The sequence below is a fragment of the Aeromonas sp. A600620 genome (assembly GCF_029479985.1).
GTDB lineage: Bacteria > Pseudomonadota > Gammaproteobacteria > Enterobacterales > Aeromonadaceae > Aeromonas > Aeromonas veronii_A.
The window spans coordinates 175,660-201,990 of the sequence record NZ_JAAKXB010000007.1; the positions used below are offsets into that span (position 1 = coordinate 175,660).

21 protein-coding genes are annotated in these 26,331 nt (G+C 59.0%); 6 read left to right on the forward strand and 15 right to left on the reverse strand.

Annotated features, from left to right (window positions below; translation table 11 throughout):
• Nucleotides 1-180: 180 nt before the first annotated feature.
• Complete coding sequence (gene mocA, locus G5533_RS11240) at nt 181-828, reverse strand: molybdenum cofactor cytidylyltransferase (protein ID WP_421255165.1); 648 nt, start codon at nt 826-828, stop codon at nt 181-183.
• Nucleotide 829: 1 nt separating this feature from the next.
• Between mocA and yqeC the strand changes: the two genes are divergently transcribed.
• Complete coding sequence (yqeC, locus tag G5533_RS11245) at nt 830-1,678, forward strand: selenium cofactor biosynthesis protein YqeC (RefSeq protein WP_441254814.1); 849 nt, start codon at nt 830-832, stop codon at nt 1,676-1,678.
• A gap of 27 nt (nt 1,679-1,705) precedes the next feature.
• Entirely contained in the window at nt 1,706-3,298 is a 1,593-nt protein-coding gene (yqeB, locus tag G5533_RS11250) for a selenium-dependent molybdenum cofactor biosynthesis protein YqeB (RefSeq protein WP_441254815.1), read from the forward strand.
• Between the two features lie 119 nt (nt 3,299-3,417).
• On the opposite strand, the gene G5533_RS11255 is transcribed toward yqeB, so the two are convergent.
• From G5533_RS11255 to ygeW, 7 genes are all read right to left on the reverse strand, one after another.
• Nucleotides 3,418-4,503, reverse strand: coding sequence for a calcium/sodium antiporter (locus tag G5533_RS11255; protein WP_151285962.1), 1,086 nt, complete (start codon nt 4,501-4,503; stop codon nt 3,418-3,420).
• 160 nt (nt 4,504-4,663) lie between these two features.
• On the reverse strand, nt 4,664-5,587 hold the full coding sequence (locus G5533_RS11260) for a DMT family transporter (RefSeq protein WP_076491567.1): 924 nt from the start codon (nt 5,585-5,587) through the stop codon (nt 4,664-4,666).
• Nucleotides 5,588-5,758: 171 nt separating this feature from the next.
• Nucleotides 5,759-6,691, reverse strand: a complete 933-nt coding sequence (gene arcC / locus G5533_RS11265; RefSeq protein ID WP_421255168.1) for a carbamate kinase — start codon at nt 6,689-6,691, stop codon at nt 5,759-5,761.
• 95 nt (nt 6,692-6,786) lie between these two features.
• Nucleotides 6,787-8,211 (reverse strand): dihydropyrimidinase, encoded by a 1,425-nt coding sequence (gene hydA / locus G5533_RS11270; RefSeq protein ID WP_441254822.1) that lies wholly within the window; start codon nt 8,209-8,211, stop codon nt 6,787-6,789.
• A gap of 114 nt (nt 8,212-8,325) precedes the next feature.
• On the reverse strand, nt 8,326-9,543 hold the full coding sequence (locus G5533_RS11275; RefSeq protein ID WP_101530615.1) for a YgeY family selenium metabolism-linked hydrolase: 1,218 nt from the start codon (nt 9,541-9,543) through the stop codon (nt 8,326-8,328).
• A 139-nt stretch (nt 9,544-9,682) separates the two neighbouring features.
• The gene (dpaL, locus tag G5533_RS11280) at nt 9,683-10,882 is read right to left on the reverse strand and encodes a diaminopropionate ammonia-lyase (protein WP_040070005.1); all 1,200 of its coding nucleotides are present in this window, start codon (nt 10,880-10,882) and stop codon (nt 9,683-9,685) included.
• 137 nt (nt 10,883-11,019) lie between these two features.
• Nucleotides 11,020-12,207 carry a knotted carbamoyltransferase YgeW gene (gene ygeW, locus G5533_RS11285; RefSeq protein WP_270904871.1) on the reverse strand — a complete coding sequence of 396 codons (1,188 nt, stop codon included), beginning with the start codon at nt 12,205-12,207 and terminating at the stop codon, nt 11,020-11,022.
• 610 nt (nt 12,208-12,817) lie between these two features.
• Between ygeW and G5533_RS11290 the strand changes: the two genes are divergently transcribed.
• On the forward strand, nt 12,818-13,411 hold the full coding sequence (locus tag G5533_RS11290) for a hypothetical protein (protein WP_441254816.1): 594 nt from the start codon (nt 12,818-12,820) through the stop codon (nt 13,409-13,411).
• Nucleotides 13,412-13,451: 40 nt separating this feature from the next.
• On the opposite strand, the gene G5533_RS11295 is transcribed toward G5533_RS11290, so the two are convergent.
• Nucleotides 13,452-14,456: a Wadjet anti-phage system protein JetD domain-containing protein gene (locus tag G5533_RS11295; protein WP_441254823.1), complete on the reverse strand. Its 1,005-nt coding sequence runs from the start codon at nt 14,454-14,456 to the stop codon at nt 13,452-13,454.
• 212 nt (nt 14,457-14,668) lie between these two features.
• On the opposite strand from G5533_RS11295, the gene G5533_RS11300 reads away from it, so the two are divergent.
• The 3 genes from G5533_RS11300 (at nt 14,669) to G5533_RS11310 (ending at nt 17,518) form a co-directional block, all read left to right on the forward strand.
• A complete protein-coding gene (locus G5533_RS11300) occupies nt 14,669-15,910 on the forward strand; it encodes a lipase family alpha/beta hydrolase (RefSeq protein WP_441254817.1) in 1,242 nt (413 codons plus the stop codon).
• A 479-nt stretch (nt 15,911-16,389) separates the two neighbouring features.
• Nucleotides 16,390-16,593, forward strand: coding sequence for a hypothetical protein (locus tag G5533_RS11305; RefSeq protein WP_421323487.1), 204 nt, complete (start codon nt 16,390-16,392; stop codon nt 16,591-16,593).
• 298 nt (nt 16,594-16,891) lie between these two features.
• A complete protein-coding gene (locus G5533_RS11310; RefSeq protein WP_042055942.1) occupies nt 16,892-17,518 on the forward strand; it encodes a heme-binding beta-barrel domain-containing protein in 627 nt (208 codons plus the stop codon).
• A gap of 36 nt (nt 17,519-17,554) precedes the next feature.
• Here G5533_RS11310 and G5533_RS11315 read toward each other — a convergent pair whose 3' ends face one another.
• The 6 genes from G5533_RS11315 to cmoM form a co-directional block, all read right to left on the reverse strand.
• Nucleotides 17,555-18,082 carry a DUF6979 family protein gene (locus G5533_RS11315; protein ID WP_236727593.1) on the reverse strand — a complete coding sequence of 176 codons (528 nt, stop codon included), beginning with the start codon at nt 18,080-18,082 and terminating at the stop codon, nt 17,555-17,557.
• 158 nt (nt 18,083-18,240) lie between these two features.
• On the reverse strand, nt 18,241-18,627 hold the full coding sequence (locus G5533_RS11320) for a septal ring lytic transglycosylase RlpA family protein (protein WP_162506377.1): 387 nt from the start codon (nt 18,625-18,627) through the stop codon (nt 18,241-18,243).
• A 259-nt stretch (nt 18,628-18,886) separates the two neighbouring features.
• The gene (mukB, locus tag G5533_RS11325; protein WP_421323486.1) at nt 18,887-23,314 is read right to left on the reverse strand and encodes a chromosome partition protein MukB; all 4,428 of its coding nucleotides are present in this window, start codon (nt 23,312-23,314) and stop codon (nt 18,887-18,889) included.
• 3 nt (nt 23,315-23,317) lie between these two features.
• The gene (gene mukE / locus G5533_RS11330; protein WP_005336835.1) at nt 23,318-24,037 is read right to left on the reverse strand and encodes a chromosome partition protein MukE; all 720 of its coding nucleotides are present in this window, start codon (nt 24,035-24,037) and stop codon (nt 23,318-23,320) included.
• Nucleotides 24,018-25,352: a chromosome partition protein MukF gene (mukF, locus tag G5533_RS11335; protein ID WP_421172332.1), complete on the reverse strand. Its 1,335-nt coding sequence runs from the start codon at nt 25,350-25,352 to the stop codon at nt 24,018-24,020. The genes mukE and mukF overlap by 20 nt, the downstream gene beginning before the upstream one ends.
• A gap of 103 nt (nt 25,353-25,455) precedes the next feature.
• Nucleotides 25,456-26,232: a tRNA uridine 5-oxyacetic acid(34) methyltransferase CmoM gene (gene cmoM / locus G5533_RS11340; protein ID WP_031227571.1), complete on the reverse strand. Its 777-nt coding sequence runs from the start codon at nt 26,230-26,232 to the stop codon at nt 25,456-25,458.
• Nucleotides 26,233-26,331 lie beyond the last annotated feature (99 nt).

Sequence of the window (26,331 nt, forward strand, 5' to 3'; positions counted from 1 at the left end):
GGCAGCTCCAATTAATGATGAGAAATTACGATATCACCATTATGGGTATTGCGAGTAGTTATCAATCACTCTGAAATTTACTTGATGAGCAGTTCAAAAAGAACTCGCCCTATCAGATCAAGTGCGAGAAATATCACTTTGATACGCCATTTATCTCCCCGTTATCTTTTTAAAACAGGGTTATTTCGTGGGCTCGCTCTCATTTTCAAGAATACCACCCAGCAGCGCCTGATAGCGCTCCGGGGTATCCACATCAAACAGGATGGCGGGGCTGTCGACGGGCACCATACGATGGGGATGCCCTTGCAACCAGCGTCGTACCGACGACTGCACCGGGGCAGCAGCCAGCTCGCGGGCAAGGGATTTTGGCAGCAACACCGGATGGCCCGCCTCCCCCTGCCAGGTGGGGAAAAGAGCCTCACAACCCCGTGCCTGCCAGATCTGTTGATAGACATCGCGCGGGATACAGGGGAGATCCCCGTGGCTGATAAAGAGGTAGTTGGCGTCACTGGCCGCCAGGGCGCAGCGGATGGAGCTGCCCAGCCCCTGCCGATAGTCGGGGTTGTGGACGACAACAATATCCGGCCGTGATCCGTAGCGCGCTTGAAGTTCCTCGCCACGATGGCCCACCACCAGAATAACGCGCTGACAAAAAGCCAGGGCATTTTTGAGACTTGCATCAAGCATTGTCCCCTGGCAATAAGGTAGCATCATTTTCCAGGTACCCATTCGGGAAGATAAACCCGCCGCCGTTATTATACAGTCACACTGCTCTTGTTCCTGGCAACGTTGTTTCCAACTCCCTTCGATATTTATTTTGGTCGTCATTATGTCGCACCCACACGCTGTTGCTGTCGCATTTCCAGATATAGATCCGCTATTAAACCCGCTCACCAAAAATATTGATAGCCATACCACCTTAATTAGCCTCTGTGGGGCCGGTGGAAAAACCAGCACCCTGTTCTGGCTGGCGGAATATTTTTATCAACAGGGTAAAAGGGTGCTAATTACCACCACCACCCGGATGTTTCTGCCTGCCCCGTCACACTATCGGGAATTGATCCTGGAAGCCGATCCCGTCCGCCAGTTGACCCGCTGTCAGGCGCTACCGGATGGCCCGGCGCTGGTTGCCCTGTTCAGCCATCTCGACGAGCGCACCGGAAAGGTGGCGGGCCCCACGCCCCAGCAGATTGATCTCATCAAGGGGCAGCAGCGCTTCGATCTGATCCTGGTCGAAGCGGATGGCGCCCATCACAAGTTATTGAAAGTGCCCGCTTTGCACGAACCTTGCATTCCTCAGCACAGTGATTGGGTGATCGCCCTGACGGGCGGCGCCATGGTGGGGGCCAAGGCCGACCCGCAGCAGATCCACCGCTGGGCAGAGCTTCAGGCCCTGTGCGGGATAGAGGCTGGTGACCCCCTCGACTGGGTTCTGTTTCACCAGCTGCTCTCCCACCCCGAGGGGCTGTTCAAGGGCTCCCCGGCCAGAGCGCGCCGGATCTGGTTTATCAATGGGGATTATCAAAATGAGGCGTCGTGGCTCGATGAATTGATAAAGCTGCATACCCGCCACCCCGAGCTCCACACCATCTGGCAGGGGGCGGTTCGCGAACCACAACCCATTCGCCTCGCACTCGGTTACTTCGCTCAGGATGAGGCACAGCCGCCTCGCCCATGATGGTTTAAGGATAAGAAGAGGTACCTTATGAATCTGTTTACACACGCAGCCCGACTGGAACAGGAGAACACGCCGTTTGCCATGGCCCAGATCATCGAGAGCCGTGGCTCCACCCCCCGCCATCAGGCCCAGATGCTGGTGATGGCCGATGGCCAGATCCTCGGCACCATAGGCGGCGGCATGATCGAGCGGCTGGTGATCGAAGAGGCCGTGGCCGCCATTGCCGAGCGCAAGCCGCGCATCTTCCACGGCCGGATGGCGCGCAACGGTGAGCATGCGGTCGGGTCGGATTGCGGTGGAGCCATGTCGGTCTATATCGATGTCTATGGCCTGCGCCCCCGGCTGGTGCTCATTGGTGCCGGTCACGTCAACCGGGCGCTGGCCCATGCTGCGGCGCCACTGGGTTTTGATATCCATGTGGGCGACTGTTTTGAAGGGAGCCTCAACCCCGATCACTTCCCCGTCGGCACCCATCTCAAACAGGCCGATACCATCAGCGCGGTGATCGAGGCGCTGGCCATCGAGCCCGCCAACTTCGTCATCATCGCCACCAACCATCAGGACAAGGAGGCGCTGGAGCGGCTCATCAATCGCCCCCTCGCCTATCTGGGGCTGCTCGCCAGCAAGCGCAAGGTGCAGACCTTCACCCAGGCGCTGCGCCAGCAAGGGGTGAGCCAGGAGCAACTGCAGCAGCTGCACGCCCCCATCGGTTACAACATCGGAGCCGAAACCCCCGAGGAGATCGCCATCAGCATCCTCGCCGAGCTGCTGCAGGTGAAAAACGGCAAATCGGGTGGGCTGATGCAGGACGATGTTCGCCTCAAGCGGGATCAGCTGGTGGTGATGCGCGGCTCCGGCGATATCGCTACCGGGGTGGCGCTGCGGCTGCACAATGCCGGTTTCAAGGTGGTGATGTTGGATCTCGACAAGCCCACGGTGATCCGCCGCACCGTCGCCTTCGCTCAAGGGTTGTTCGATGGTGAAACCAGTGTCGAGGGTGTGCGCGCCAAGCGGGTCGAGAGCGTTGAGCAAGCGTTCGAGCAGCTGGATCGGGGCATCATTCCGCTGCTGGTTGACCCCGACTGCACCACCCTCGCCGAGCTCAAGCCCCGCTATCTGGTGGATGCCATCCTCGCCAAGCAGAATCTCGGCACCCACAAGGAGATGGCCCCCATTACGGTGGCCCTTGGCCCGGGATTTGAGGCGGGACGCGACTGTGATGCGGTCATTGAGACCAACCGCGGCCATCATCTGGGCCGTGTCATCTATCAGGGCCCCGCCCAGCCCAATACCGGCATTCCCGGGGTGATCGAGGGGCACTCCGCCCGCCGGGTGGTGCGCGCCCCCGCCCCCGGCGTGATGAAGAGCATTATCAAGCTCGGTGATCTGGTGCAGGAGGGGGATGTGATCGCCCATGTGGGTGACGCCCCTATTATCGCGCCGCTCTCCGGCATGGTGCGAGGTCTGCTCAGCGATGGCATCGAGGTCACCGTCGGCTTCAAGATCGGTGACATCGATCCCAGAGGCGAGCGGGCCGATGCCACTACGGTATCGGACAAGGCTCGCGCCATCGGCGGTGCCGTGCTGGAAGCCATGATGCATCTGGCCCAGCGCCGATGACGGCGCTTCGCGTCCCTCTTCAGCACCAAGTTCAGCACCAAGCAAAAGCCCCACCATGATGGTGGGGCTTTTTTCGGCCTGTCGGTTGATGCAGCTCCTTTACATCAGGAGAACCTGCATCACGACCGGGTTCGTTGCAATCGCCAGGCTCGCACCGCCAGCACAACCAGAGTGATGGCGGTGAGCGGCAACACAAAACCGGTTAGCGCTGCACTGAACTGACCTTGCAGCGGACTGGACGTGGCGTGGAGGATCAGCCAGCAGGTGTAGCCGATGTAGTAGGCCAGAAACAGCGCCCCTTCCCAGCGGGCGATGGTGTAACCGGTAAAGAAGATGGGCAGGCAGGCAAGCGCCACCGCAATCATTACCGGAATATCGAACTGAAGGGCGGTGGCCGACACTTCAAGCCCACCGGGAGTGACGATGGAGGTGAGCCCCAGCACGCAGAGGATATTGAAGATATTGCTGCCCACCACGTTCCCCACAGCGATATCCCGCTCCCCGCGCAGGGCTGCGACGATGGAGGTCACCACTTCGGGCAAGGAGGTACCGGCCGCCACTATGGTCAAGCCGATGATCAGATCGCTCACCCCGAAGTAGTGTGCAATCTCAACCGCACTGCCAACCAGCAGGCGGGAGCCGAGGATCAGCAGACCCAGACCTGCGGCAATAAAGAGCAGATTGCGCAACCAGTTGCCCGCCGTACTCGCTTCACGGGTACCAAACTCCTGCTCATACTCCGCCTGCACCGCTTTGTTTTCCCGTCGACTCTGGACAAAGAGAAACACGGTGTAGGCGATGATGCCGGCAAACAGCAGCGCCCCTTCCAGTGGTGCAATACGGCCATCGTAGCCCAGCAACAACACTAGAAAAGAGACCACTATCATCAAGGGAACGTCGAGACGTACCAGTTGCTGGGAGACGGTCAACGGTACGATCAGTGCCGAAATACCTAAAATAAACAGCACGTTGAAAATATTGCTGCCGACCACGTTTCCCACTGCGATCCCTGCCTGCCCCTCGAGGCCAGACTGGATGCTCACAGCCAGCTCGGGAGCACTGGTCCCAAAGGCCACTATGGTCAATCCCACCACCAGTGGCGATATCCCCATCATGGTGGCGAGGCGAGATGCGCCCCGCACCAGAGATTCGGCCCCCACCACCAGACACACCAGGCCTACAGCCAACCACACCAGCGTCATCATACGGTCTCATCCTTGCCGTTAGGTTCGTTGAAATAATCACAATAAATCAGATACCTGTGCTCCAGCACAGTCAAACCACGCCATTGTAACGAGGGGTTGGTCCCCTGTCGCGGGCTCTTTTGAGTGCCGTTTATCGTGCCACTGGCAGCCCAGTCACCACTCAACCATGCTTGATGCGAGTCTCCCCCGCCACCGACACCACAGAGCGCTTGCCCTTGCGGCTGATGACGAGAAGCGCCAGCACGATAAGGGCAATGCCGCTCCCCTCCACCGGCCCCGGATTTTCGCCCAGCAGCCACCAGGAGAGCAGCACGCCGCTCACCGGCACCGCCAGGGTACTGAGACTGGCGATCCCTGCCGGCAGCTTTTTCAGTACGAACAGCCAGAGGCTCCAGGCCAGCGCCGTGGCGAAGATGGCGCTGTAGGCGAGCGCGCCAAACACATAGGGCTGCCAGTCGATGGGTCGCTCCGGCACCAGCGCCGCCACCACGGCCATCACCATGGTGGCGTAGATCATCTGCCAGGTGGTGAGGGACATCAGATCCACCGCGGGATGGCGGGCATACATCCGCTTGGCGATGATGGCGCTAATCCCCCAGCAAATGCCGGAAGCAATCCCCAGCAGCGCACTCTTCATGGAATCCAGATGCAATTGCCAGGGCTCGATCACCAGCAGCAGCCCGCAGGCAGCCACCCCGACTGCCAGATAGTGGAGCTTGCGCATCCGCTCGCCGAGAAAGAGCGCCGCGAAGATCACCACCCAGAACGGCATGGTATAACTCAAAATGGCCACCTTGCCCGCCCCGCCGCTGATCAAAGCCCACTGGGCCAACCCCACCATGCCGCAGGTCTGGAACAGGGCGATGGCGAGGGTATAGCGAAACGGAGTGGGTTTGAGATAACGGCGCCCGCGCAGGGCCAATACCAGCAGCAGAACCAGAGATCCGCACAGGCAGCGCAGAGCGGTGAACTCGAACGCCCCCGCGTAAAGCATCACCTGCTTCATCACGATCCAGCTGTAACTCCAGATGGCGGTGAGCAGGATCAATCCCACCAGCGCCGCCATATTGATCTTTCCGCTCATTTGCTTGTTACTCACCTCTTGTCACTCATTGCGCCGGGTCTGTTCTCGGCCTCTTGCCCGCGCTTGAAGGCGGCCATCTTACGCCGCTCATCCTCCGCTGACCATGGTCGCCCCGAAATGAACAAGGGGGCCGTCGGCCCCCGCAATCACACGCAACCCGAGCTGGAACGCCTAGCGGCAGATAAGGGTTCCCGTCTTGCCGGCAATGCCGTCGGCGGCCTTCTCCAGCAAGGTGATCAGGGATTTGCGCCCCGGCATGGAGGTAGCGAACGAGAGCGCCGCCTCCACCTTGGGCAGCATGGATCCCTTGGCAAACTGCCCCTGCTCGATAAAACACTGGGCATCTCCCACGCTCAGCTGATCGAGCCACTGCACATCGGGTTTGCCGAAGTTGATGGCCACTTTCTCTACCGCGGTAAGGATGATCAGCATGTCGGCGTCAATCAGTTCCGCCAGCTTGGCACTGGCCCAATCCTTGTCGATCACCGCACTGGCACCGCGCAGGTGATTGCCCTCCCGCAGCACCGGAATGCCGCCGCCACCGACGGTGATCACCACCTGACCGGCGGCCAGCATCGCTGAGACGGTCTCTTTCTCGATGATATCGACGGGTTTGGGGGATGCCACTACCCGGCGATAGCCGCGACCGGCATCCTCTTTGAGCCGCTCGCCCTTGGCCATCAGCGCCTCGGCCTCTTCCTTGCTGAAGAAACCGCCGATGGGTTTGCTCGGGTCAAGGAAGGCGGGATCGTTTTTATCTACCTCCACTTGGGTCACCAGAGTGGCGACCGGCTTGTGGATGCCGCGTTCAAGCAGGGCTTCGCGCAGGGCATTTTGCAGGTCATAGCCGATATAACCCTGACTCAGGGCCACGCAGACCGACATCGGCAGATGGGGGGATTTTGGCTCGTGGCGGGCCGCCACTTCGAACGCCTGCTGGATCATCCCTACCTGCGGGCCGTTGCCGTGGGTCACCACCACCTCGTGCCCCTGGGCGATCAGGTCGGCAATGGTGCCCGCCGTGCTCTGCACCGCCTTCATCTGCTCGGGCAGGTTGTTGCCCAGCGCATTGCCACCAAGGGCCAGTACGATTCTCTGTTTCATCTTGTTATCTCCAGTGATGGGACAAGCCGGCGCGATACCGGCTCACCTTTCGTTGTTCACATAAGCTTGCTGATTTGCGTATTTCGAACGGATTGTCAGCCTGACACCGCGGGGCAAGGCGAGTGCAGATCCGAAGCCAACGCCGGATCAAAGGGCGCTCTGGCCAAAAACCGACCATGACCACGCCGCCCCAGAAACTCGCCGTCGCGAGCGACTATCTCGCCACGACTGAGGGTCATCCTGATCCGGCCGGGGCAATGCATCCCCTCGTAGGGGCTGTAGTCGCCGTTGTCATGCAGCAGTGGGTGAGAAATCAGGGTGTCACCGCGGGGATCCATGATCACCAGATCGGCATCAGACCCCGCTTGCAGGTTGCCCTTGCGCGGCCAGAGGCCAAACAGGCGCGCCGGGTTGGCGCTGGTGAGTGCCACGAAGCGCGACGGCGAGATGCGCCCGCCTAGTACCCCGTGGGAAAACAGCAGCAGCATCCGGTTTTCGACCCCGGGCAAACCATTGGGGCAGCGGCTGAAATCGCCCCCCGAGAGGGTCATGCGCTGGGCGTGAGAGAAGTTGCAGTGATCGGTCGCCACCGTGTCGATGTCACCCGCAGCGATACCGACCCACAGCTTGTCCTGCTCGCGGCGCGAGCGCAGCGGCGGGCTCAGCAGATAGTCGACCCCGTTCTCCTTGTAATAACACTGCTCATCGAGCAGCAGATATTGCGGGCAGGTCTCGACCCAGACCGGCTGGCCCTGACGGCGCGCCAGTTTCAGATACTCCAGCCCCAAGCCATTGGAGAGGTGGACGATATAGAGCGGCGCATTGCCCGCGAGCCCCGCCAGATTGATCATCCGGGCGATCGCCTCCGCCTCGCACTCCAGTGGGCGGCTTTGCGGGTGATACCAGGGTTCATGGTGACCGGCGGCGAGCAGGGCCGCACGGCGCGCCGCGATGGCGGCATCGTTCTCGGGATGGACGGTGGCGAGCGCCCCCACCTCTTTGAGGCGGGCCAGCGCGCGCAACACATCGTGATCCCCCAGCTTGTACTGGTAGGTGAGGTAGAGCTTGAAGCTGCTGATCCCCTCCTCCTGCACCATGGCGGCCATCTCATTAAGGATGGCGTCATCCACATGCTGGATCACGCCATGAAAGCTGTAGTCGATCACCGCCTGATCGGCGGCATAGTCGTGATATCGGGCCAGCTGGTGATGCAGATTGCACCCCGCTGGGCCAAATCCCATGTGATCGACGATGGTGGTGGTGCCACCACAGGCGGCGGCACGGGTACCGCTGAAAAAGTCATCGCAACTGCGGGCAATGCCCACGTCGATGTTGAAGTGGGTATGGACGTCGATGCCACCCGGCATCACATAGCAGCCGCTGGCATCGATCACTTCGGTCTCGCCATCGGGCTCGATATCGGCGGCGCGCGCGCGGATCACCCCGTGCTCGATCAGCAGATCCTGACGATATTCACCCTGCGCATCGACCAGCACACCGTTTTTGATCAGCCGTTTCATCCCCACCACCTCGAACATCACTTCAAACAGCAAAGCCCCGCCTCAATGGAGACGGGGCACTTGCCACACTTGCGACAGACGGGCGGTGATGAGAGTCACCACCCGGCAGACCCCTTACTTGTCCAGCTCGGCCAGATAGAGCATGGGGATCACGGCGTACATGGCGGCGCACTTGACCAGATGCTCTTTCCAGGTCTTCTCGTTCGGTGCGTGGGCCTCCGGCTCTTTACCCGGGCCAAAACCGATCACCGGAATACCGTGGCGACCCATGATGGAGACCCCGTTGGTCGAGAAGGTCCACTTGTCCACCACCGGCTCCTTGTTGAACAGCTCGCGATAAGCCTTGGAGAGGGTTTTGACGGTGATGTGATCCTCTTCCACCTTCCAGGTCGGGAAGTAGCACTCGGTCGGATAGACCAGACCGGTGTAGGCCGGGCGATCGTACTGGTACATGGAGACCTCGGCACCGGCGGCTTGCACCGCAGGCAGGGCGCGGATCTCGTCGAGCGCCCCTTGCCAGGTTTCGCCCCAGGTGAGGCGGCGGTCGATGGAGACGGCGCAGCTGTCCGCCACGGCGCAGCGGCTTGGCGAAGTGAAGAAGATCTCCGAGACGGTCAGGGTGCCCTTGCCGAGGAAGTCGTCGTTGCCGAGGTTGTGGCTCAGCTCCTGCAGCTCGCCAAGGATGGGGCCCATCTTGAAGATGGCGTTGTCACCGCGCTCCGGCGCAGAGCCGTGGCAGCTCACCCCCTGCACCTCCACACGGATCTCCATGCGGCCGCGCTGGCCACGGTAGATCTGGCAGTCGGTCGGCTCGGTACTGACCACGAACTCGGGGCGGATCTTGCTCTGCTCGATGATGTACTGCCAGCAGAGGCCATCGCAATCCTCCTCCTGTACGGTACCGGTCACCAGCAGGGTGTACTGATCTTCCAGCCCCAAATCCTTGATGATCTTGCCCGCATAGACCATGGAGGCCATGCCGCCTTCTTGGTCAGATGCGCCACGACCACCAATGATCTCGTGATCTTCCATCCCCTCATAGGGGTCGAACTTCCAGTTGGCCATGTTGCCGACGCCCACGGTATCGATGTGGGCATCCATGGCGATCAGGTGCGGGCCGTGGCCGATATAGCCCAGCACGTTGCCCATGGGGTCGATCTCGACCTTGTCAAAGCCAACCTTCTCCATCTCCTGCTTGATGCGCAGCACGACGCGCTCTTCATCGCAGCTCTCGCTCGGGATGGCGATCATGTCGCGCAGGAACTGACTCATCTCGGCCTTGTACTGGTAGGCCTTCTCCAACACCATTTCAAACGGAATTTGCTTGCTCATTGTGATTCTCCATAACAACTGAGAGTGCGCGGCCTGTTCGTCGGCAGCGCCCTGTGCCCGTTACCGCGCCCCGTTGGCGAGGCGCGATCAGTTCTTCAATTCGTCTCTCTGCTCTCGCAGGGGTTACTCACAGCCGGGGTTAATCGCAGGCAGGATGTTTGCCTTCCCACACCACTTCCCGGTAGTGGGTCACATCGGTGTCCCCTTCGGTGTTGATGATCAGCACCACGGAGTCGCGACTTAGCCCGAGGCGCGCCATCAGCGCTGCGCGATCCGGGTGGTGACGTACTGCCGCCAGCACGCCGGTACCGACCGAGCCGGACTCACCGGAGATGATGCGTGGATCATTGCCAAGGGGGTTGCCGAGCACTCTCATGCCCAATGCCGACACCTTGTCGTGACAGGAGATGAACTGGGTGGTGCAGCTTCTGAGCAGCGGCCAGCCGAGGGGATTGGGTTCACCGCAGGCGAGACCGGCCATGATGGTGCGCATGTCGCCCCCCACGTTGACCATCTCCCCCGCCACACCGGAGCGGAAGATGCAGTCGGCCTGATCCGGTTCGACCACGATACTGTGCAGGTTTTTCGCACCAAAGCAGTCCACCAGATAACCGAGCACACCGCCCGCCAGCGCACCAACGCCAGCCTGCAGCAACACGTGGGTCGGCTGCTTGATGCCCATGGCCTGCATCTGCTCGACCGCTTCGTCGGCCAGGGTGGAGTAACCCTGCATGATCCAGGTCGGGATCTTGGTGTAGCCCTCCCAGGCGGTGTCCTGCACTATGTGCCAGCCGCGCTCTTCGGCCATCTTCATGGTTAGGCGCACGGTGTCGTCATAGTTCATGTCGGTGACGATGCACTCGGCACCGAGATTGAGGATGTGGTCAACCCGCTCCTGGGCCGAGCCCTTGGGCATGTAGACCACCGCATGCTGACCCACCTGTTTGGCGGCCCAGGCAACGCCACGACCGTGGTTGCCATCTGTGGTGGTGGCGAATGTCATCGGCTCCTTGATGGTGCGTTTGATGAGATCGAAGGAGAAATCCTCGATGGCCACCCCGTATTTTTCACAGAGCAAGTTGGCGATGGCATAAACGCCACCCAGCATCTTGAAGGCGTTGAGGCCAAAGCGCTTTGACTCGTCCTTGACCAATATATTTTTCACCCCGATATAGGCGGCCAGATCTTTCAGGTCGCACAATGGGGTCGGTTCATAACCGGCCAGTTTTTTATGAAAAGCGCGAGCCTTTTGTGCTTCGGCGCGAGAAAACAGCGGAGATGGCTCGGCGGTAAAAAAGCGGTTATCGGCAATATCCATCTTCAGCGAAAATTGGGACATGCTTACCTCACTAGGCGTTACCTGACAAAGAGCTGCCTCGCCGGGAGATCCGTTATTCAGATACCACGGGGAGAAAACTCGAAATAATGAATTCGACAGTATGGGCAGGATGAATATTCACCCTGCCCTGCCGTTATTTATTTCACCCGCTTTTGCGCCTCTTTAATCAGATTTTCCAGAGTTTCTGCCGGGGCGGAAAATTTACGGGCCATGATCATGGCGGCGATAATATAGGGCTTCCAGCTCGCCTCTTTGTAAGTGGCGATACGGTATTTCTCGAATACCCCTTCGGTCACTTCGCCCTCTTTGCAGGAGACGCCGGAAATATCGGCCGGTAGGCAGTGCATATAGAGCGCCTCGCCCCCCTTGGTGAGCTTCATCATCTCCTCAGTGCAGTGCCAATCCTTGTGCTTGGCGTTCTGCTCAAGGCAGTGTTTCTCCAGCTCTTTGAGGCCGGCGTGATCATTGGCGCGCAGCAACTCGGTGCGCTGCTCCATCACCTTGAAGGGGGCCCAGGACTTGGGATAGACGATATCCGCATCCTTGAAAGCCTCTTCCATGGAGGTGACCTGACGGAAGCTGCCGCCGGAGGCCTTGGCGTTCTCTTTGGCCACTTCGATCACATCCGGGATCAGGTCATACCCTTCCGGGTGGGCCAGGGTCACGTCCATACCGAAACGGGTCATCAGACCAATGATGCCCTGGGGCACGGAGAGCGGCTTGCCGTAGCTGGGGGAGTAGGCCCAGGTCATCGCAATCTTCTTGCCCTTGAGGCTCTCCAGACTACCGAAGTGCTCCTGTAACCAGGCGAGATCAGCCATCGACTGGGTCGGGTGATCAATGTCGCACTGCAGGTTGACCAGCGCCGGACGCTGGGGCAGCACTCCCTTCTCGAACCCTTCATCCAGTGCGGCGCCCACTTCGCGCATATAGGCGTTGCCGGCACCGAGGAACATGTCGTCACGGATCCCGATGGCATCGGCGCAGAAGGAGATCATGTTGGCGGTTTCACGGACGGTCTCACCGTGGGCGATCTGGGATTTGCCCTCATCCAGATCCTGCTGGGCCAGACCGAGCAGGTTCAATGCAGAGGCATAAGAGAAGCGGGTTCGGGTGGAGTTATCGCGGAAAACCGAGATACCGAGCCCGCTGTTAAACAGTTTGGTGCAGATATTTTCGGCGCGCAGGGTCTTGAGTGATTCGGCCAGTTTCAATACCAGCTCCAGCTCCTGAGGCGTTTGCTCCCAGGTCAGCAGAAAATCTTTTTCATGCAGGTTGGATTTGAGTGCCCTGATCTCTTTGATTAATTCGTTAACTGCTTTCATCGTTCGCCCCAATCATTGGATGAGATATGGATAGCTCCCCTTTCACTCACGATGTCACCAGCATCCCGGTTGTGGGTGAGCGCGTCGGTTAGCGTCGATATGAGGCAATCAATAACCGTGCCAAACCAATAAGATGCAGGCAGATATTAATAAATGACGAAAGTGTGTGATGCCACCCACAAAATCAGCGGCTATTTCAGCGATTTAATCCATAAAAATGTGCGCAGATCAGCCAAGCCATAAAATAGCAAGGTGATAATAATCAAAGGCGATATCTCGACGTCGGTGAGAATTATCATCAAAGGTCAGTTTCAGGGGCTGAAATGATATCAGCTGGGCTGTCGTTATCATTATGATAATGCCCGCAACACCTTTTCTCTTGGAAGGATCTCTCCAGCGTTGACACTGCTGCTATCTCGTCTCCCCTTCGCTCCCCGCCCGTATCACCTCTCGCCTTATCTTCCGGCCACATCGCTGGGCGCGGTTGGCCCAAGGTGCTAACGTGAATACGCCAGCTGCGCATCTGTCTCGGATGCTCAAGAGAGGCCGACGTTCACGACCGCAACTGCGCGGGTGAACCTGCATGACTTACATCTTTGAGGGATTATCTATGTCCAGGAATGCTGCTCTGCTCATCACCCTGACCCTGCTCGGTATCACCCCTGCCCACGCCATCAGTGCCAAATATGCCGAGCAACTGGAGCGATCCGGCTGCACCCAGGTCACCGAGGCGCAGGGCTGTGACATTCACAAAACCAAAGCGGAAAATGCCAAGGCGGGATTTGGCACTGCCGCCCCGGCCGCGAAGGGCGGTCTGAATCTGAGCTATGAGCAGAAGCTGGAGCGCTCGGGCTGCACTCAGGTGAGCGAGCTTAATGGCTGCGATATCAACAAAACCAAGGCTGAGAACGCGGCTGCCGGTGTTGGCAATGCTCCGGCCGCGGCAACCAGCGGCAGCCCCTATGCGGGCAACTGGATCGCCACCTTCCCCCAAACTGGCGCCACCGTGGCCAATATCCACATCGATGGCAAGGATCAGGTGTGGGTCAACGATAAGAAGGTCAATGCCAAGAAATCCGATGGCGCGCTGGTGTTCAAGGATGGCATGGTCATCTACACCATTCAGGGGGATCGCCGCATCAAGGGTGAAGATGGCTGGGTCGATAATGATGCCGGCACCAAGGGGCCCATCAACGCCAAGTAAGCAGCTGACCACAAATGACGGGGAGCGCGGGCTCCCCGTTTCACACCTGATTGCCCATCGCTTCCAATGACCAGCTCCGCCAGTGAGGGGCCAGAATCAATACCTCCTGCTCCAGCCAAGTCCCGTCTGTGATCAGTTTATCGAGCCAGGGAACGCCTGCCAGCGTGCCATGACCATCGACCTGATCAGTCTGCGTCGTCACACGCCAGGGCACCTTGCCACTGTCCGTCGCAAAGGTGCGTACCGGACGGGCGTAGTGATCCAGATAAGGTTGCAGCTCACAGGGAAGCCAGAGCATGGACGGTCGATTTAGCTCACGCGCCAGATCGATGGCAATATCGATACCTCGTTGATCGAGATCACCGAAATGGGCCCACTGCACGCCCGCAGGCAACAGCGGGATCAGCTGTTTGGCCAGGGTGGTATTGCGACCGGGGACAAAGAGCAGCAGTTGCCCGGGTTGCAGCGGGTAGTCGACAAAGGCCCCCTTGTTCTCCACCGTAATGACCCGCTCCCCCTGCCAGCCGATGGCCGCCAGCGTGTCCAGAGTCCGCTCCGGCAACGCCAACTCTCCCAACAACGCCATCATTGCAGTCATATCGTGCTGCTGACCCTGCAGATCGACCAGTGAGAGCGGTTCGAGGGTACGGATGCGGATCACCTCATCCTGCGTGAGCGACAATTCCGCAAGCAGTGGCGCGGCAAGGGATGCTGACCGCGGATGCTTGCTGTCCCCATGCCAGAGGGCATAAAAGCAGGCCTGATTGAGCCGTGCAGGCAAACTCACTCCCAGACGTTGCAGCTGCTCCCCCTTGTCCGGTTCGGGGGGCGCAGCCCGTGCCAGTTGTCCGGTCAGAAAAGTCCGCCCCGCGTCGGTCAATATATGACGGGAACTGCGCCCAACTGACTCGACTCCGCCCACAGCCTGCAGCAACTCCTTCAACTCGCGGCCATGCCGACTCTCAAGGGAGCAGCCCTTCTCGTTCTGGCTATCGAGCAACCGTGCACACAAATCCTGTACCCGCACCTCATTAAACAGCGACATCATCACCTCTCCATGTGGCTTCATATGACGAAGTAGAGGTGATTTTCCCTGTCATTACCGTGACCGGCTTCGCAAGCGGTTCTTATCAGCCCCGCCATGCATGGCCCGTTACTGGTAAACCCGCCACAAAGGGCGCAAGCTGGTTTGATATAGAGATACGCTGCGCTCTTCGCGGCACGACAACGCGATACCCGCTTTCACAAGGGCTTGCCATGACCGACGCCACAGACCCATCGCCATCCTCTTCCTGGCATCTTTCGGATATCCGCGAGCTGGCGCACCTGCTGACTCTGGCGCTGCCCGCCGCGGTAGAGATCACCGAAGCGGTACATCAGGCGGTACTGAGCGGTATGGGGCTCAAGGGACGAGATGAGGGAAAAACAGCCGGGATCACCGGGCTGGTCTACAAGGGGGTACATGGCACCGCCAACACCCTGGGCAGCGGCATCAACCAACTGCTCAGCCGCCTGCCAGCCACTCCGCCGCCCCACCAGATCCCCGAAACCCCGAAACGTGCAGCCCTGATCGCCACGCTCAACGGCGTATTGGGGGACAAGCTGGTCGATCACCACAATGCCCTCGCCACCCCCATGACACTGCGCTATCAGGGCAAGCCCCTCGATTGGCAGGCGATGCCAAAGGATCTACCCCGCGAGGGACGGGTGCTGCTGATGATCCATGGCCTCTGCATGAACGATCTGCAGTGGCAGACCGAGCATCAAGGCAAGCCGGTCAATCACGGAGAGCAACTTGCCAACGCGCTTGGCTATCTGCCTCTTTACTTGCGCTACAACTCGGGCCTGCCTATCGCACATAACGGGCAGCTACTTGCCCTGTTGCTGGAGGAGCTGTTCGCCTACTGGCCGGGAGAGCTCAAAGAGATAACGATAATGGGCTACAGCATGGGGGGACTGGTTGCACGCAGCGCCTGCCACCATGCCGGCGTGGCCGGGCTCACCTGGCCTGCACGCCTTGCCAACCTGATATTTCTCGGCACACCACACCACGGCGCACCGCTCGAACATGCAGGTCACTGGCTGGAACAGTTGTTGCCCGCTACCGCCTACAGCGAACCCTTCGTCAGACTGGCGCGGCTGCGCAGTGCAGGCATCAAGGATCTGCGCCACGGCAAGGTGATCGACGAAGTGGCCCAACCCGACCCCGCCGTGCCCTTGCGCGATCCCCGCGTTCCACTCCCCTTACCCTGCAGCGTCAACTGTTATGCCATCGCCGCGACCACTGCCGCCAAGCGCAGCCTGCTGGCCGACCGGCTGATTGGCGATGGACTGGTGCCGCTACGCAGTGCCCTCGGTCAGCACAACGAAGCGCGCCATCAGCTGGCTTTTCTTCCTGCCCATACCCTGATTGTCTATCGCACCAGCCATATGGCCCTGCTCGCCAACCCACAGGTTGGCCAGCAACTGCTGCGCTGGCTCAGCCCCTTGCAGTTATAGCGAACTGGCTATTAAAGCAACAGAATGCTGGTTCACACAGGAGCCCTGTGGCACTCTGGGACGTCAAAGGGAAGACCCACACTGACACTTGATGTGTCCCCACTGCAAAGGAGCGCCACCGATGGCCAAAGCAAGCAAGAAAGAGATCAAGAAGAAGATCGCCGCTCGTCTTGAGAAAATTGCCAAGCATGAAGGCAAGATCAAGAAGCTGAAGAAGGCCCTGAAGTAGGGCCCACCGCATAAGAAAAACCGCCAATAGGCGGTTTTTTCATCCCCCTTTCGCCCCTTTACCATCGTTTTGATACCAATGGCCTTGATGTAAACGCCTCAAGCGCACCTCAGCAGAACAACCCGACTGAAGCCACGCACGTTCTCATCGCTGATATTTGGTCTAACAGCGCCAATCGGGCGCCGCGCGCGCCCATGCCAGCAACTACCTTCAACGGAGTGTTTGATATGAGCCAGCAGTGGAGCGCCATATGTACTATTACACCCTCACTTTCAAGGAAGATGTCGATCGCCTGACCGCCCCCGAGCAGGAGATCACCTTGCAGAGCCCCGCTCAGGCGGGGGATTTTGTTATCCTCTCCGACGGCAGCCGCCATCAGGTGATGTTTGTCACCCACCGCGTCCACTACAGCAGCCTCTATCTCGATAAAGGGGTCAGGGTGCCACAGAGTTAGTGGCTATCGCCTTCAATTGATGGGGCTGAGTGAAATATTCACGCCGTTGACATAATAATCATCGCATCATGTCAATGTTCCTTTATCTCTATCACGATATATCTGAGGAAGCGCGATGAAAAAATACAACATTGTCTTATATCAAATTCAATTTATTTAGCCACGAAAAAGCAAATCATACATCACAAAAACGAACCACTATCACTCAATATCATTGACCACACCCTTGGTGCGTTATAACAATTACTTTGCTGAACATATTTATTCGCAAGTCATTATTAGTGATGGAGTTATCACAATGAATAAAGTTATCTTACCCATAGCATTAATTACCTGTGCCACGCTCGCTCACGCAGAGTCCAGCACTATTATCAACGGTCTGGATTTTGGTCCATTAGCTCAGTTGGCTGGCACATGGAAAAGCACCGATGCTGGTGGTGTAGATGTAGCACCCGGCCAGGAGGGTAGCAAAGTTGGCAAAGGGGGGCCGGCAGTGGAACCCTTTTACGAAGTCATTACTTTTGAACCGGCAGCCGATGCTAAAAATGCCAGCGAACAATATCTGGTAGCCATGTATTACAAACAGGAAGTATTCAGAAAAAGCGATAATGGGAAATTTCATGACCAACGCGGCTATCTGATTTATGACAAGACTAATCAGCTTGTTTACAACTCATACTGTATACCCCGTGCAGTCTGTGTGGTCACTGAAGGCAAAGCGGGTAACAAAATCGAGTTCAAGACGGGCAAGCGCGGTATTGCGGAAAGCAATTATATGACCATTAATGATTCCACCACGGATTTCTCGATGACTCTGGACTTCTCAGAGAAAGATCTCCTCAAATACAGTCAAACCACCAACCTGATGGTGTATGGCAAGCCATTCGCACACTCCGATAGTGCATCCCTGACCAGAACCAATTGATGTTTCATGGCCAAGGTATTCATTACCTTGGCTTTTTTATATTCGTCGATAGTCTATCCTGATGGCATCCCTATCCCACTCGGGGTTAAGCACACCGGCATACCAGAGTGTCAGAATGACATCCATCTGATTGTTATGCTTAACAACCTTGCCGCTCTTACAGGCAGAGACCACTTCCAGCCATAACTGCTCGGGATTGATCGGTTTGGTAATATCCTTGTGTGACAATAAATCAATGGCAGCCAACACATATGCTCTGGTTTTGGTCGCAGCTACATAATGAACTGGCATGATGCAACTGATACAACCAAGACTGCAAAGAGTCAAAAAAGTTACCTTTGGATTATTCTTGAATTTCCCTGTACTAATATCATCACCAAATGCTTCAGCAATAGCCATATCCCAAGCGGTAGCATGCCCATAATTATTCTGCACCATCAGATGAACAGCTCTCAGCGCTGCACCACCATATTTACCATAGATAATCATCACTAATCCCTCCTTTTGCCCCATAGTAAGGCCGAACAGGCGAGATAAGCTAAAATAAATATCAATCACGATCATCGATTTTTTCCATTGATAACAAATCCATTTTTAGCCGAATTAAATATTGATCCATATCAATGTTATATCTTTATCTACCGAAAGGCTGACTGGTCGATGTCAGCCTTCCAATATCATTCATCAACATCCATTTTCGTGTATAAACGGGTTCACCCAGCCTAGAGCACCTCTATTTTTACTTTGATAATCCCGTCGCGAATATTGCCGATGGTGCTAAAGGCAGATTTGGAGAGATCGATAATACGCCCACTTTTAAAGGCGCCGCGGTCATTGACCTTGACCACTACGCTCTTGCCGTTGGCGAGGTTGGTGACCCGCACCATGGAGCCGAAGGGCAATTCCATATGGGCGGCGCTATTGAGGTTGTTGCGATAGATCTCGCCGCTGGCGGTCTTTTTGCCGTGATAACGGTCGGCATAATAGCTGGCGTAACCGGTCTCGCTATAGCCGCGCCAGCTGCCGCCGTGACTCTCGTCATAACGGCTGCTACAGGCCGCCAGCAGCAGGCAAAGAGATAACAGCAGCCCTTTCTGGATATGTTGCACCTTTCCCCTCTCCTCTCTTCTTCTTTTCTCAATGCGCAATTTTTCTTCTTCGATACGGCCGGTGACGCTGGCGACACGCTTGCAGGCGGGAGACCTCACCTTGCCATAGCTCCAAGGCACTCATCATGTTACTCGTCTTGTTGTCAGGCAACAGCGACCGCGCGGCTACTTTGCCATATCCTCCATGCAAAAAGGGAGGCAAATGCCTCCCTTTCAACTAGTTACCGGTCATCCTTTGTCGGGATGGGCCAGAGACTTCTCAGGCAATCAGCTTGTCGTCGGCAAAGCCGAAACCGCGCAGGCCCACCACATGTACGTGCTCGTGCTTGCCCTGCACCTTGCGGATGAGCTTGTAGGTGGTGCCCTTCTCGGGGCTGATGTTCTCGGGCGCCGCGATAAGCAGCTGCATATCCTGGCGCTCGCACAGCTCGAACAGGGTGGCGATGGATTTGCCATCCAGACGGGCCGCTTCGTCGAGGAACAACAGGCGGCAGGGGGCGATATCCTTGCCGCGCAGACGGCGGGACTCCTCCTCCCAGCTGATCAGCACCATCAGCAGGATCGCCTGACCGGTACCGATCGCCTCGCCGGTGGAGAGCGCGCCGCTCTCGGCCCGCAGCCAGCCATCGGCCCCGCGCTGCACCTCGATCTCCAGCTCCAAATAGTTGCGATAGTCGAGCAGCACGTCGCCCATCACCTGATAGCTGCGATCTCCCTGCTCGATCTGCGGGTTCAGGCGCTGGAACAGCTTGGCCATCGCCTCGGAGAAGCTGAGCTCCTTGTCGGCGAACAGATCGTTGTGCATGGCAGTTTGATCGGCCAGCGCCGTCAGCAGACGGGTATGGGCCTCGCGGATATTGACGTTGAGGCGCACCCCGCGCACCAGACCGAAGGCGATGTTCTGCAGCCCCTGGTTGAGCACCCGGATGCGGTTCTGCTCGCGGCGGATGATGTTGGTGATCTTGGCCGCCACTTCGTGGGAGGAGAGCGACAGGTGGGTTTCCCGCTGCTTGAGCTCGTCAGCCAGACGGGCCAGCTCGATCTCCATCTCCTCGATCGCCTCCACCGGATCATCGGAGCGAATGATGTCGTTGCGGATGCGATCCTTGAGGTAACGGTAGACCTGCACGTAGAAGGCCACCTTCTGCTCGGTGCTACGGTTGCCCTCAGAGAGACGCAGCGCATCGCGCAGAGCCTCGTCGTGGGCCACCGCCACCCGCAGGGCGCCGAGGGCCTTGTCCGACATGGAACGCAGCTCGTCGCTGTCGAGGTACGCCAGCTCGCGCTTGTTGAGGCGCTTCTCGACGTCGGTCTCCCGCGCCAGTCGCACCACCCGCGACCAGCTCGCCTTGTGACCCACCAGAGATTTACGGGCGCTGTAGTAATCCTTTCCTTCGAGCTTGAGACGGCCACCGAGGGATTCGATCTCGCGCTTGGTGACCTGCAACTGGGCCTCGGCGCTGGTGCGACGGGAGCGGGTGCGGATCAGCAGCTCTTCAATCTCTTTCTTGTGGGCGCGCGCCTTCTCTTCCATATCGTCAGAGAGGGTCAGCCCCATGGCCGCCAGCTCCTGCTCAAACTCGGTCAGGGTCTGGCGCTTGGCCTCTACGCTGGAGTTGAGCGCGGTGCGCAGCTGCAACGCCTCGGTGTGACGCTGGGCAATCTGCTTGTGCTGCTCGCCAGCGGTACGGGCTGCCAGCTCGGCGGCTTTGAGCTTCTCTTTGAGTCGCTCGCTCATCTCGGAGGCCTTGCCCAGCAGATCTTGCGCATCCTGATAGGCAAAGTGCGGCAGACGGGCCACCAGCTGATCGAGGGCGTAGCAACGGCGTTTCTGCTCGGCCAGCAGGTCATTTACCTCATCGAAGGCCGCCTGCAGCGCGGCAAGATCCTGCGGATCCTGACGCAGCACCTGCACCATGGTTTCCAGTGTTTCCAGCGACTTGCCGTGTTTGGCGATAAAGGCTTCGGCTGTTTTAAGGGCCTCAACGTCGGCATGAGCCGCCTCGAGGCGGGCCGCCAGATCAGTCTCGGCAAACAGGTGGGCAAAGGGCAGCATCCCCTGCACCAGCTGGATATGGCGAGTCAGCTGGGCGGCGGCCGCTTTGGCATCACTCAGCTGCTTGTCATACTCGCCGATGGCTGCTTGCAGTGTGCGCAGTTCGGCCTGTTTGGCCTGCACTTCGGCTTCGGGGTCGGGGCGGAAGGCGATATCCAGATGCTGACCGATAAAGTCGCGGAAGTGACCGTAGAGACGGTGGTACTTCTGCTGCTCAAACGCAGCCTTGGCGTAACCCTCGATCAGCCCTTCACGCTCAAGGTCGAGCTGCTCGATCCGCTTTTCCCGGGCAGCGCGGCCAAACAGCGGCAGCTCGGGGTAGCGGGAGAAGCGCACCTGACGCTTGCTGGTGCGTACCAGCACGGCGTCCCCCAGCTCGTCCGCTTCCACCAGATCCTCGTCAAAGGAGTCGGGGTTGCCCTGAATCAGGTAGATATCTTCCGGGCAATCTTCCAGCTTTTTCAGCCGCTCGATGGCGCCCTCAAGGTCGAGCACCACCAGGGCGCTGCGAGCCGGGCCATAGAGCGCCGAGTAGTAAGGGGCATCGTCGATGGAGATGTCGTCATAGACATCGGAGAGCAGCACACCCCCCACTTGCTCGGCGATGCGGGCAAGACGGGGATCCGCCTCGCCTGCTCCCAACTGCAGGTTGCGAATTTGCAGCTCCAGCGCCTGTTTCTGCGCCGCGATGCGGTTGCTCTCCTGCTCGAACTCGCGCTCCTTGTCGAGCACGGCCTGCATGCCGACCGAAAGCTCTTCAGCGGTAGCGAGCGGCAGACCGCTCTGCTCGCGCAGCTGCTCGAGTTTTTCAAAAGATTTCAGCCAGCGCGGCGCCAGCTTGGTGAGCTCCGCAATATCACGGCCCAGCTGGGTGCCCTGATGCTCGAGGCTGGCGCGGCGCTGGTTCACCTCCGCCTGCTGTTCGGAGAGCTCCTCCTGACGGGTGCGCTGGGATTCGAGGAAGATCTCCAGCTCGTCGCTGCTGGCAATCAGCTGGCCAGAGGCCTGCTGCAGCTCGTCACGCAGCTTGAAGAGGCTCTTCTGGCTTTCGCTCTCTTTCTCGAGGCGAGCCAGCGCGGCGCGCAGCCCCTGCCCCTGCGCGATGCGAGCCTTGTCTTCGATGTGACGCTTGAGCAGCGCCTGCGCGGTGGGCCAGGCGGCCTCGCGCACTGTTTCGGGGGCGATGCTCAAAAGCAGCGCCAACGCCGCTTCATGCTCGGCCACCGCCGCCTTCGCCAGCGCCAATTGCTGCTCGGCCCCCAGCACCCGGCTGGTGAGGCTCTGCTCGGCGGCGCGGAACTGGTGCAGGGTGTCGCTCGCCTGTTCGGCGCTCAGCCCCGGCAGCTCGCACTGCTCGCGGGCAGCATCGAGGGCCTGCACCGCCTGACGGTACTGGATGGCGCGGGTCTGCTGGATATCGAGCGCCTGCTGGTAGTCGGCCAGCTGGGTCTTGAGGCTGTCGACTTCTGCCTGCGCCAGCTCCTTGCGCTCTTCCACTTCCAGCAGCTGGCCGTGGATCTCTTCCACTACCGCCTGCTGCTGCTCGAGTTTGTCAGAGAGATCCGCCAGATCGGCGCGATACATCTCGATCTTCTTCTGCAAGCTGACGGCCGCCATCACCTTGGCCAGATGCTCGGAGGCAGACTCCAGCTCGTCGGTCAGCAATTTTTCGCGGTTGGTGAGCTGCTCCACCTCGTCGGCCAGATAGATGGCGCGCTGTTTCTCTTCGGCCAGAATGCGGCGCTTGTCGGCCAGCTCCTGGCGCGCCTTGAGGGCCAGCTCGGAGAGACGGCTCTTCTCGGCGGCGTTGCGCACATAGTCGGCGGCCACATAGTGGGTGGTCTCGGTGATCAGGTTCTTGAACAGATCCCGCTGCCCTTGCGTCTCCTTGATCGCTTCCAGCGTGCGGCGGTTTTCATAGATGGCCGCCTCCATGTCTGCAAACGCCTTGCGCACCCCGGAGTTCTCCGGCAGCAGGTATTCGCGCAGGGAACGGCTGATGGACGAGGAGATGCCGCCGTAGAGGGAAGCCTCGATCAGGCGATAGAACTTGCCGCGATCTTTTTGATCGCGCAGCTTCTTCGGGGTGATGCCGAACTCGAACATGAAGTTGTGATAGTCGGTCACCGTATTGAATTTGGCGACTTTCAGCGCCCCCAGCTCGGCGGCCGCTCCTTTCAGGTCGGTAAAGGCGCGCACCCGCCCCTTGCCGCCATCAAGCTTCTCCAGCAGCAGATCGGTCGGCGCCAGATTCTCCGGCACATCCACCAGCGCAAACGGAGTGATGTTGACCTTGTTGTCACGGTTGGCCACCTGCTCGAGGTGCACGCCGACCCAGATCCGCTGTTCGCGGCTGTTCATCACTTCCAGCAGGGAATAGCAGTGGCCGCGCTGCAGCTTGCCGTAGAGCCCCTTGTCACGGGAGGCGCTGCTCGATCCCGCTTCCGTGGTATTGCGGAAATGGAGCAGTGACTGGTCGGGGATGAGCGCCGCGATAAAGGCCGCCATGGTGGTGGACTTGCCCGCGCCGTTGCCGCCGGAAAGGGTGGTGACCAGCTGGTCGAGATCGAAGGTCCGGGCAAAGAAGCCGTTCCAGTTGACCATGGTCAGGGATTTGAACTTGCCTCGCACCGGTTATACCTCCAGATCCAGTTGTTCTTCATCGAGATCCGCCTCGATGTCATCAAAGAGCGAGTCGCTGCTCGGCATTTCATCGTCGTGGAAGATGGCTTCACCCTCCTGGATCATCCGCAGCTGAACGGCGCGCGGATCTTCATCGGAACGCACGTCGGCGGCGAAACGGAACACCGATTCGTTGACCCGGAATTTATCCCCGTTACCAAGGGCGGTGATCATGCCAAGGCGGCGCAGACGGCGCATGGAGGTACGGATCTTTTCGAGCAACTTCTTCTTGTCGAGATCGGTACCGCCGGAGCGGCTGTTGACCATCCGCAGCAGCTGCTTCTCGTCGGCGAGGCTCAGCACCTCTTCCTGCAGCTCGGCCATGGCGAACACCCCTTCCGAGGCGAGACGATCCGGGCTCAGGTAGAGGTAGCAGAGCACCTTGCCCACCAGCATATCGAGCTCGGAGAGCACAGTGGTGCCGATGTCGGAGCTCGGGCGCGGACGCAGGTAGAAGAAGCCTTCCGGCGCCTTGATCAGCTCCACCTGATAGCGGCCGTAGAAGATCTCCAGCTCGCTGTGATACTCGACCAGCGCCGAATGCTGCTCGAACTCGTCGGCACTGATGTGGCGGCCGGAGCGCAAGGCGGTGTCGATGCGCGGAAACAAGGGGTTGGCAATCGCCTCTGCAAGGCGCAGCGGCAAGGGAAACTCAGAATTGATCAATGACATAGGCCTGAACCTTGGATCCAGCTTGGTTAATGGGTTTCCATGCGGGTTGGCGATGCAGTTCGCGCTCGCCGCTGGCATGGCCCAGGCGCACGGCCTGGTCGATCAGAAGACGCGCCACATCGAAGTGGGCATGGGCCGGGTAGTCCAGCAGATATTCCCGCAGCACATCGGCCAAGTCCAGCTGCTGGCCCTGCTCGGGGTAGCGGGCCAGATAACGCTCGATGCGCTCAGCCAGCTCCTGGTTGATGTCCACCATCTCGACGTACTCCATCTCGAGTGGCACCTCACCGGTCACCTCCTCGTCGTGGATGGCGATGGTTTCGTCGCGCAGCTCCAGCAGGCGGGGCTCTTCGGCCACCCGCAGCTGCCAGTTGTGCTGCTCGAAGTTGCGGATGGACTCGCGCAGCCGCTGGCTGAAGGCGCGGTTCTTGTCCATATCGATGGCGTTGCGGATAAATTTGTGGACGTGTCTATCGTAGCGGGACCAGAGCTCGATGCACTGCTGACCCCAGCTGGTGATGATGTCAAGGCGACCTTGCAAGGCGTGAGTCAGCTCCTCGACGTGGAACAGATCGTCGCGCCCCTGCGCCGCCTCCTGAATGTTGAGCAGCCCCGCCTGCAGGCGGTGGCCGGCAGCATCCAGGGTATCCTGCAGCTCGCGCAGGGTCTGGCCGGTCTCGTGCAGCAGCTTTTCGCAGCTGTGAATGGCATCGACCCAGTTCTGGGTCAGCAGGGCCGCAATCTCGCTTTTGACCTGATTCTGCTGCTCATCCATGGCGCGCTGGGTGAGATCGATCCGCCCCAGGGTCTCTTCCAGCGAGAAAGTGAGGCGCGGCAGCACCTCGGCATCCCACTGCTCGCGAGTGTTGGTCTCGAGCGCCGCCTTACGGGCGGTGTCGAGCTCGGAGGCCAGGTGTTCAAGCAGGATGGAGAGCTTGATGGAGTCGACCTGACGCTGATCCATAAAGAAGTCGACGATGCTCACACCCAGACGCGACAGGCGGTAGAGGCTCTCCCCCGCCACCATGTCGGTGTTGAAACGCGACAGCAGCTGCTGGCGAATGAGATCGTTGATGGCGTTGTTGGCGCGACCGGTGAGGGTCTCGTCCATCTGGCCAAAAGCGCTGCTGACATAGCCAAAAGCGTCGTGCAGCGCCGCTTCCGACAAATCCGACTCATCTTCGGACAGGGTCTTGATTGCAATCAGAAAGGCCAGCCGGTCGGTTGGCAGGCTCAACGCCAACCCCTCCTGCCTGACCCACCCTACTAGCTCCGGCAAAGAACGCTCTGGCAGGGTACGGGATGTACTCATCATGATGTTGTCATCTCGTTGTTGTATTGGGCGCAAAATCGTGCGCGCGGCTACATCCGGTAGCATCGAAAACATGGTTCACATTATTGACGTGAACCGCGAGCAGTCAGCTGGCCGGCTTCTGGGCCATCACATGGATATAGCGGCCGAGGGCGACAAAAGGCTCCTGACGGCAATATTGCTGCTCCATGGCCAGCAGATCGTCGAACTTCTCCACCTGATCCTGCTTGTGACGCATATAGTCGTGGATGACCCGCACCCCCGTCTTGCCGATGATGCGCAGCCCCCCGCGACCAATCCAGTCATAGACCTGCTCCGGCAACTGGGGGTTGGTGGGCGTAAGCGCTGTCTGGCGCTTCTTGCGAAGGCCAAGGCGCACATAGTCAAAATTGCCCACCACCAGGCTCTGGAACAGCAAACCATGACGGTTGTAGAAAAGCAGCGACAGTATGCCCCCGGCATTGACGAAAGGGAACAGACCCAGCAAGGTCTGGCGCGGCTCGGCAAGCCACTCCAGCACCGCATGGCAGAGCACCAGATCAAAGGTACCGGTCACGTGTTGCTTCAGATCCTGAATGGGGCAATGGATGAGACGGATTTTGTCTTCCAGCCCCTTCTCGGCGATCTGGCTGCGGGCCAGTTCCAGCATTTCTGCTGACAGATCGCACAGCTCCACCTGATGGCCCATGGCCGCCAGCTTCTGGGCGAAATAGCCAAAACCGCCCCCCGCATCGAGGATGCGCAGCGGTCGGTTGCCAAGGCGGGCCAGGCAGGCTTCGATGTCGCTCCAGACAATGGTGGTGCGGATGCGCCCCTTGGTGGAGTCGTAAATGTTGCGGGCGAACTTGTCGGCGCGCCCGTCAAAACTCTGATCGTGCTTCAAGGAGAAACTCAACATTAGCGCCACAGGGTTGTGGCCATCCCAAAAAAGAGAGGTATTCTGTCACATCCCGAATTTGCTGAAAACTCAAGGAAGTGTCTG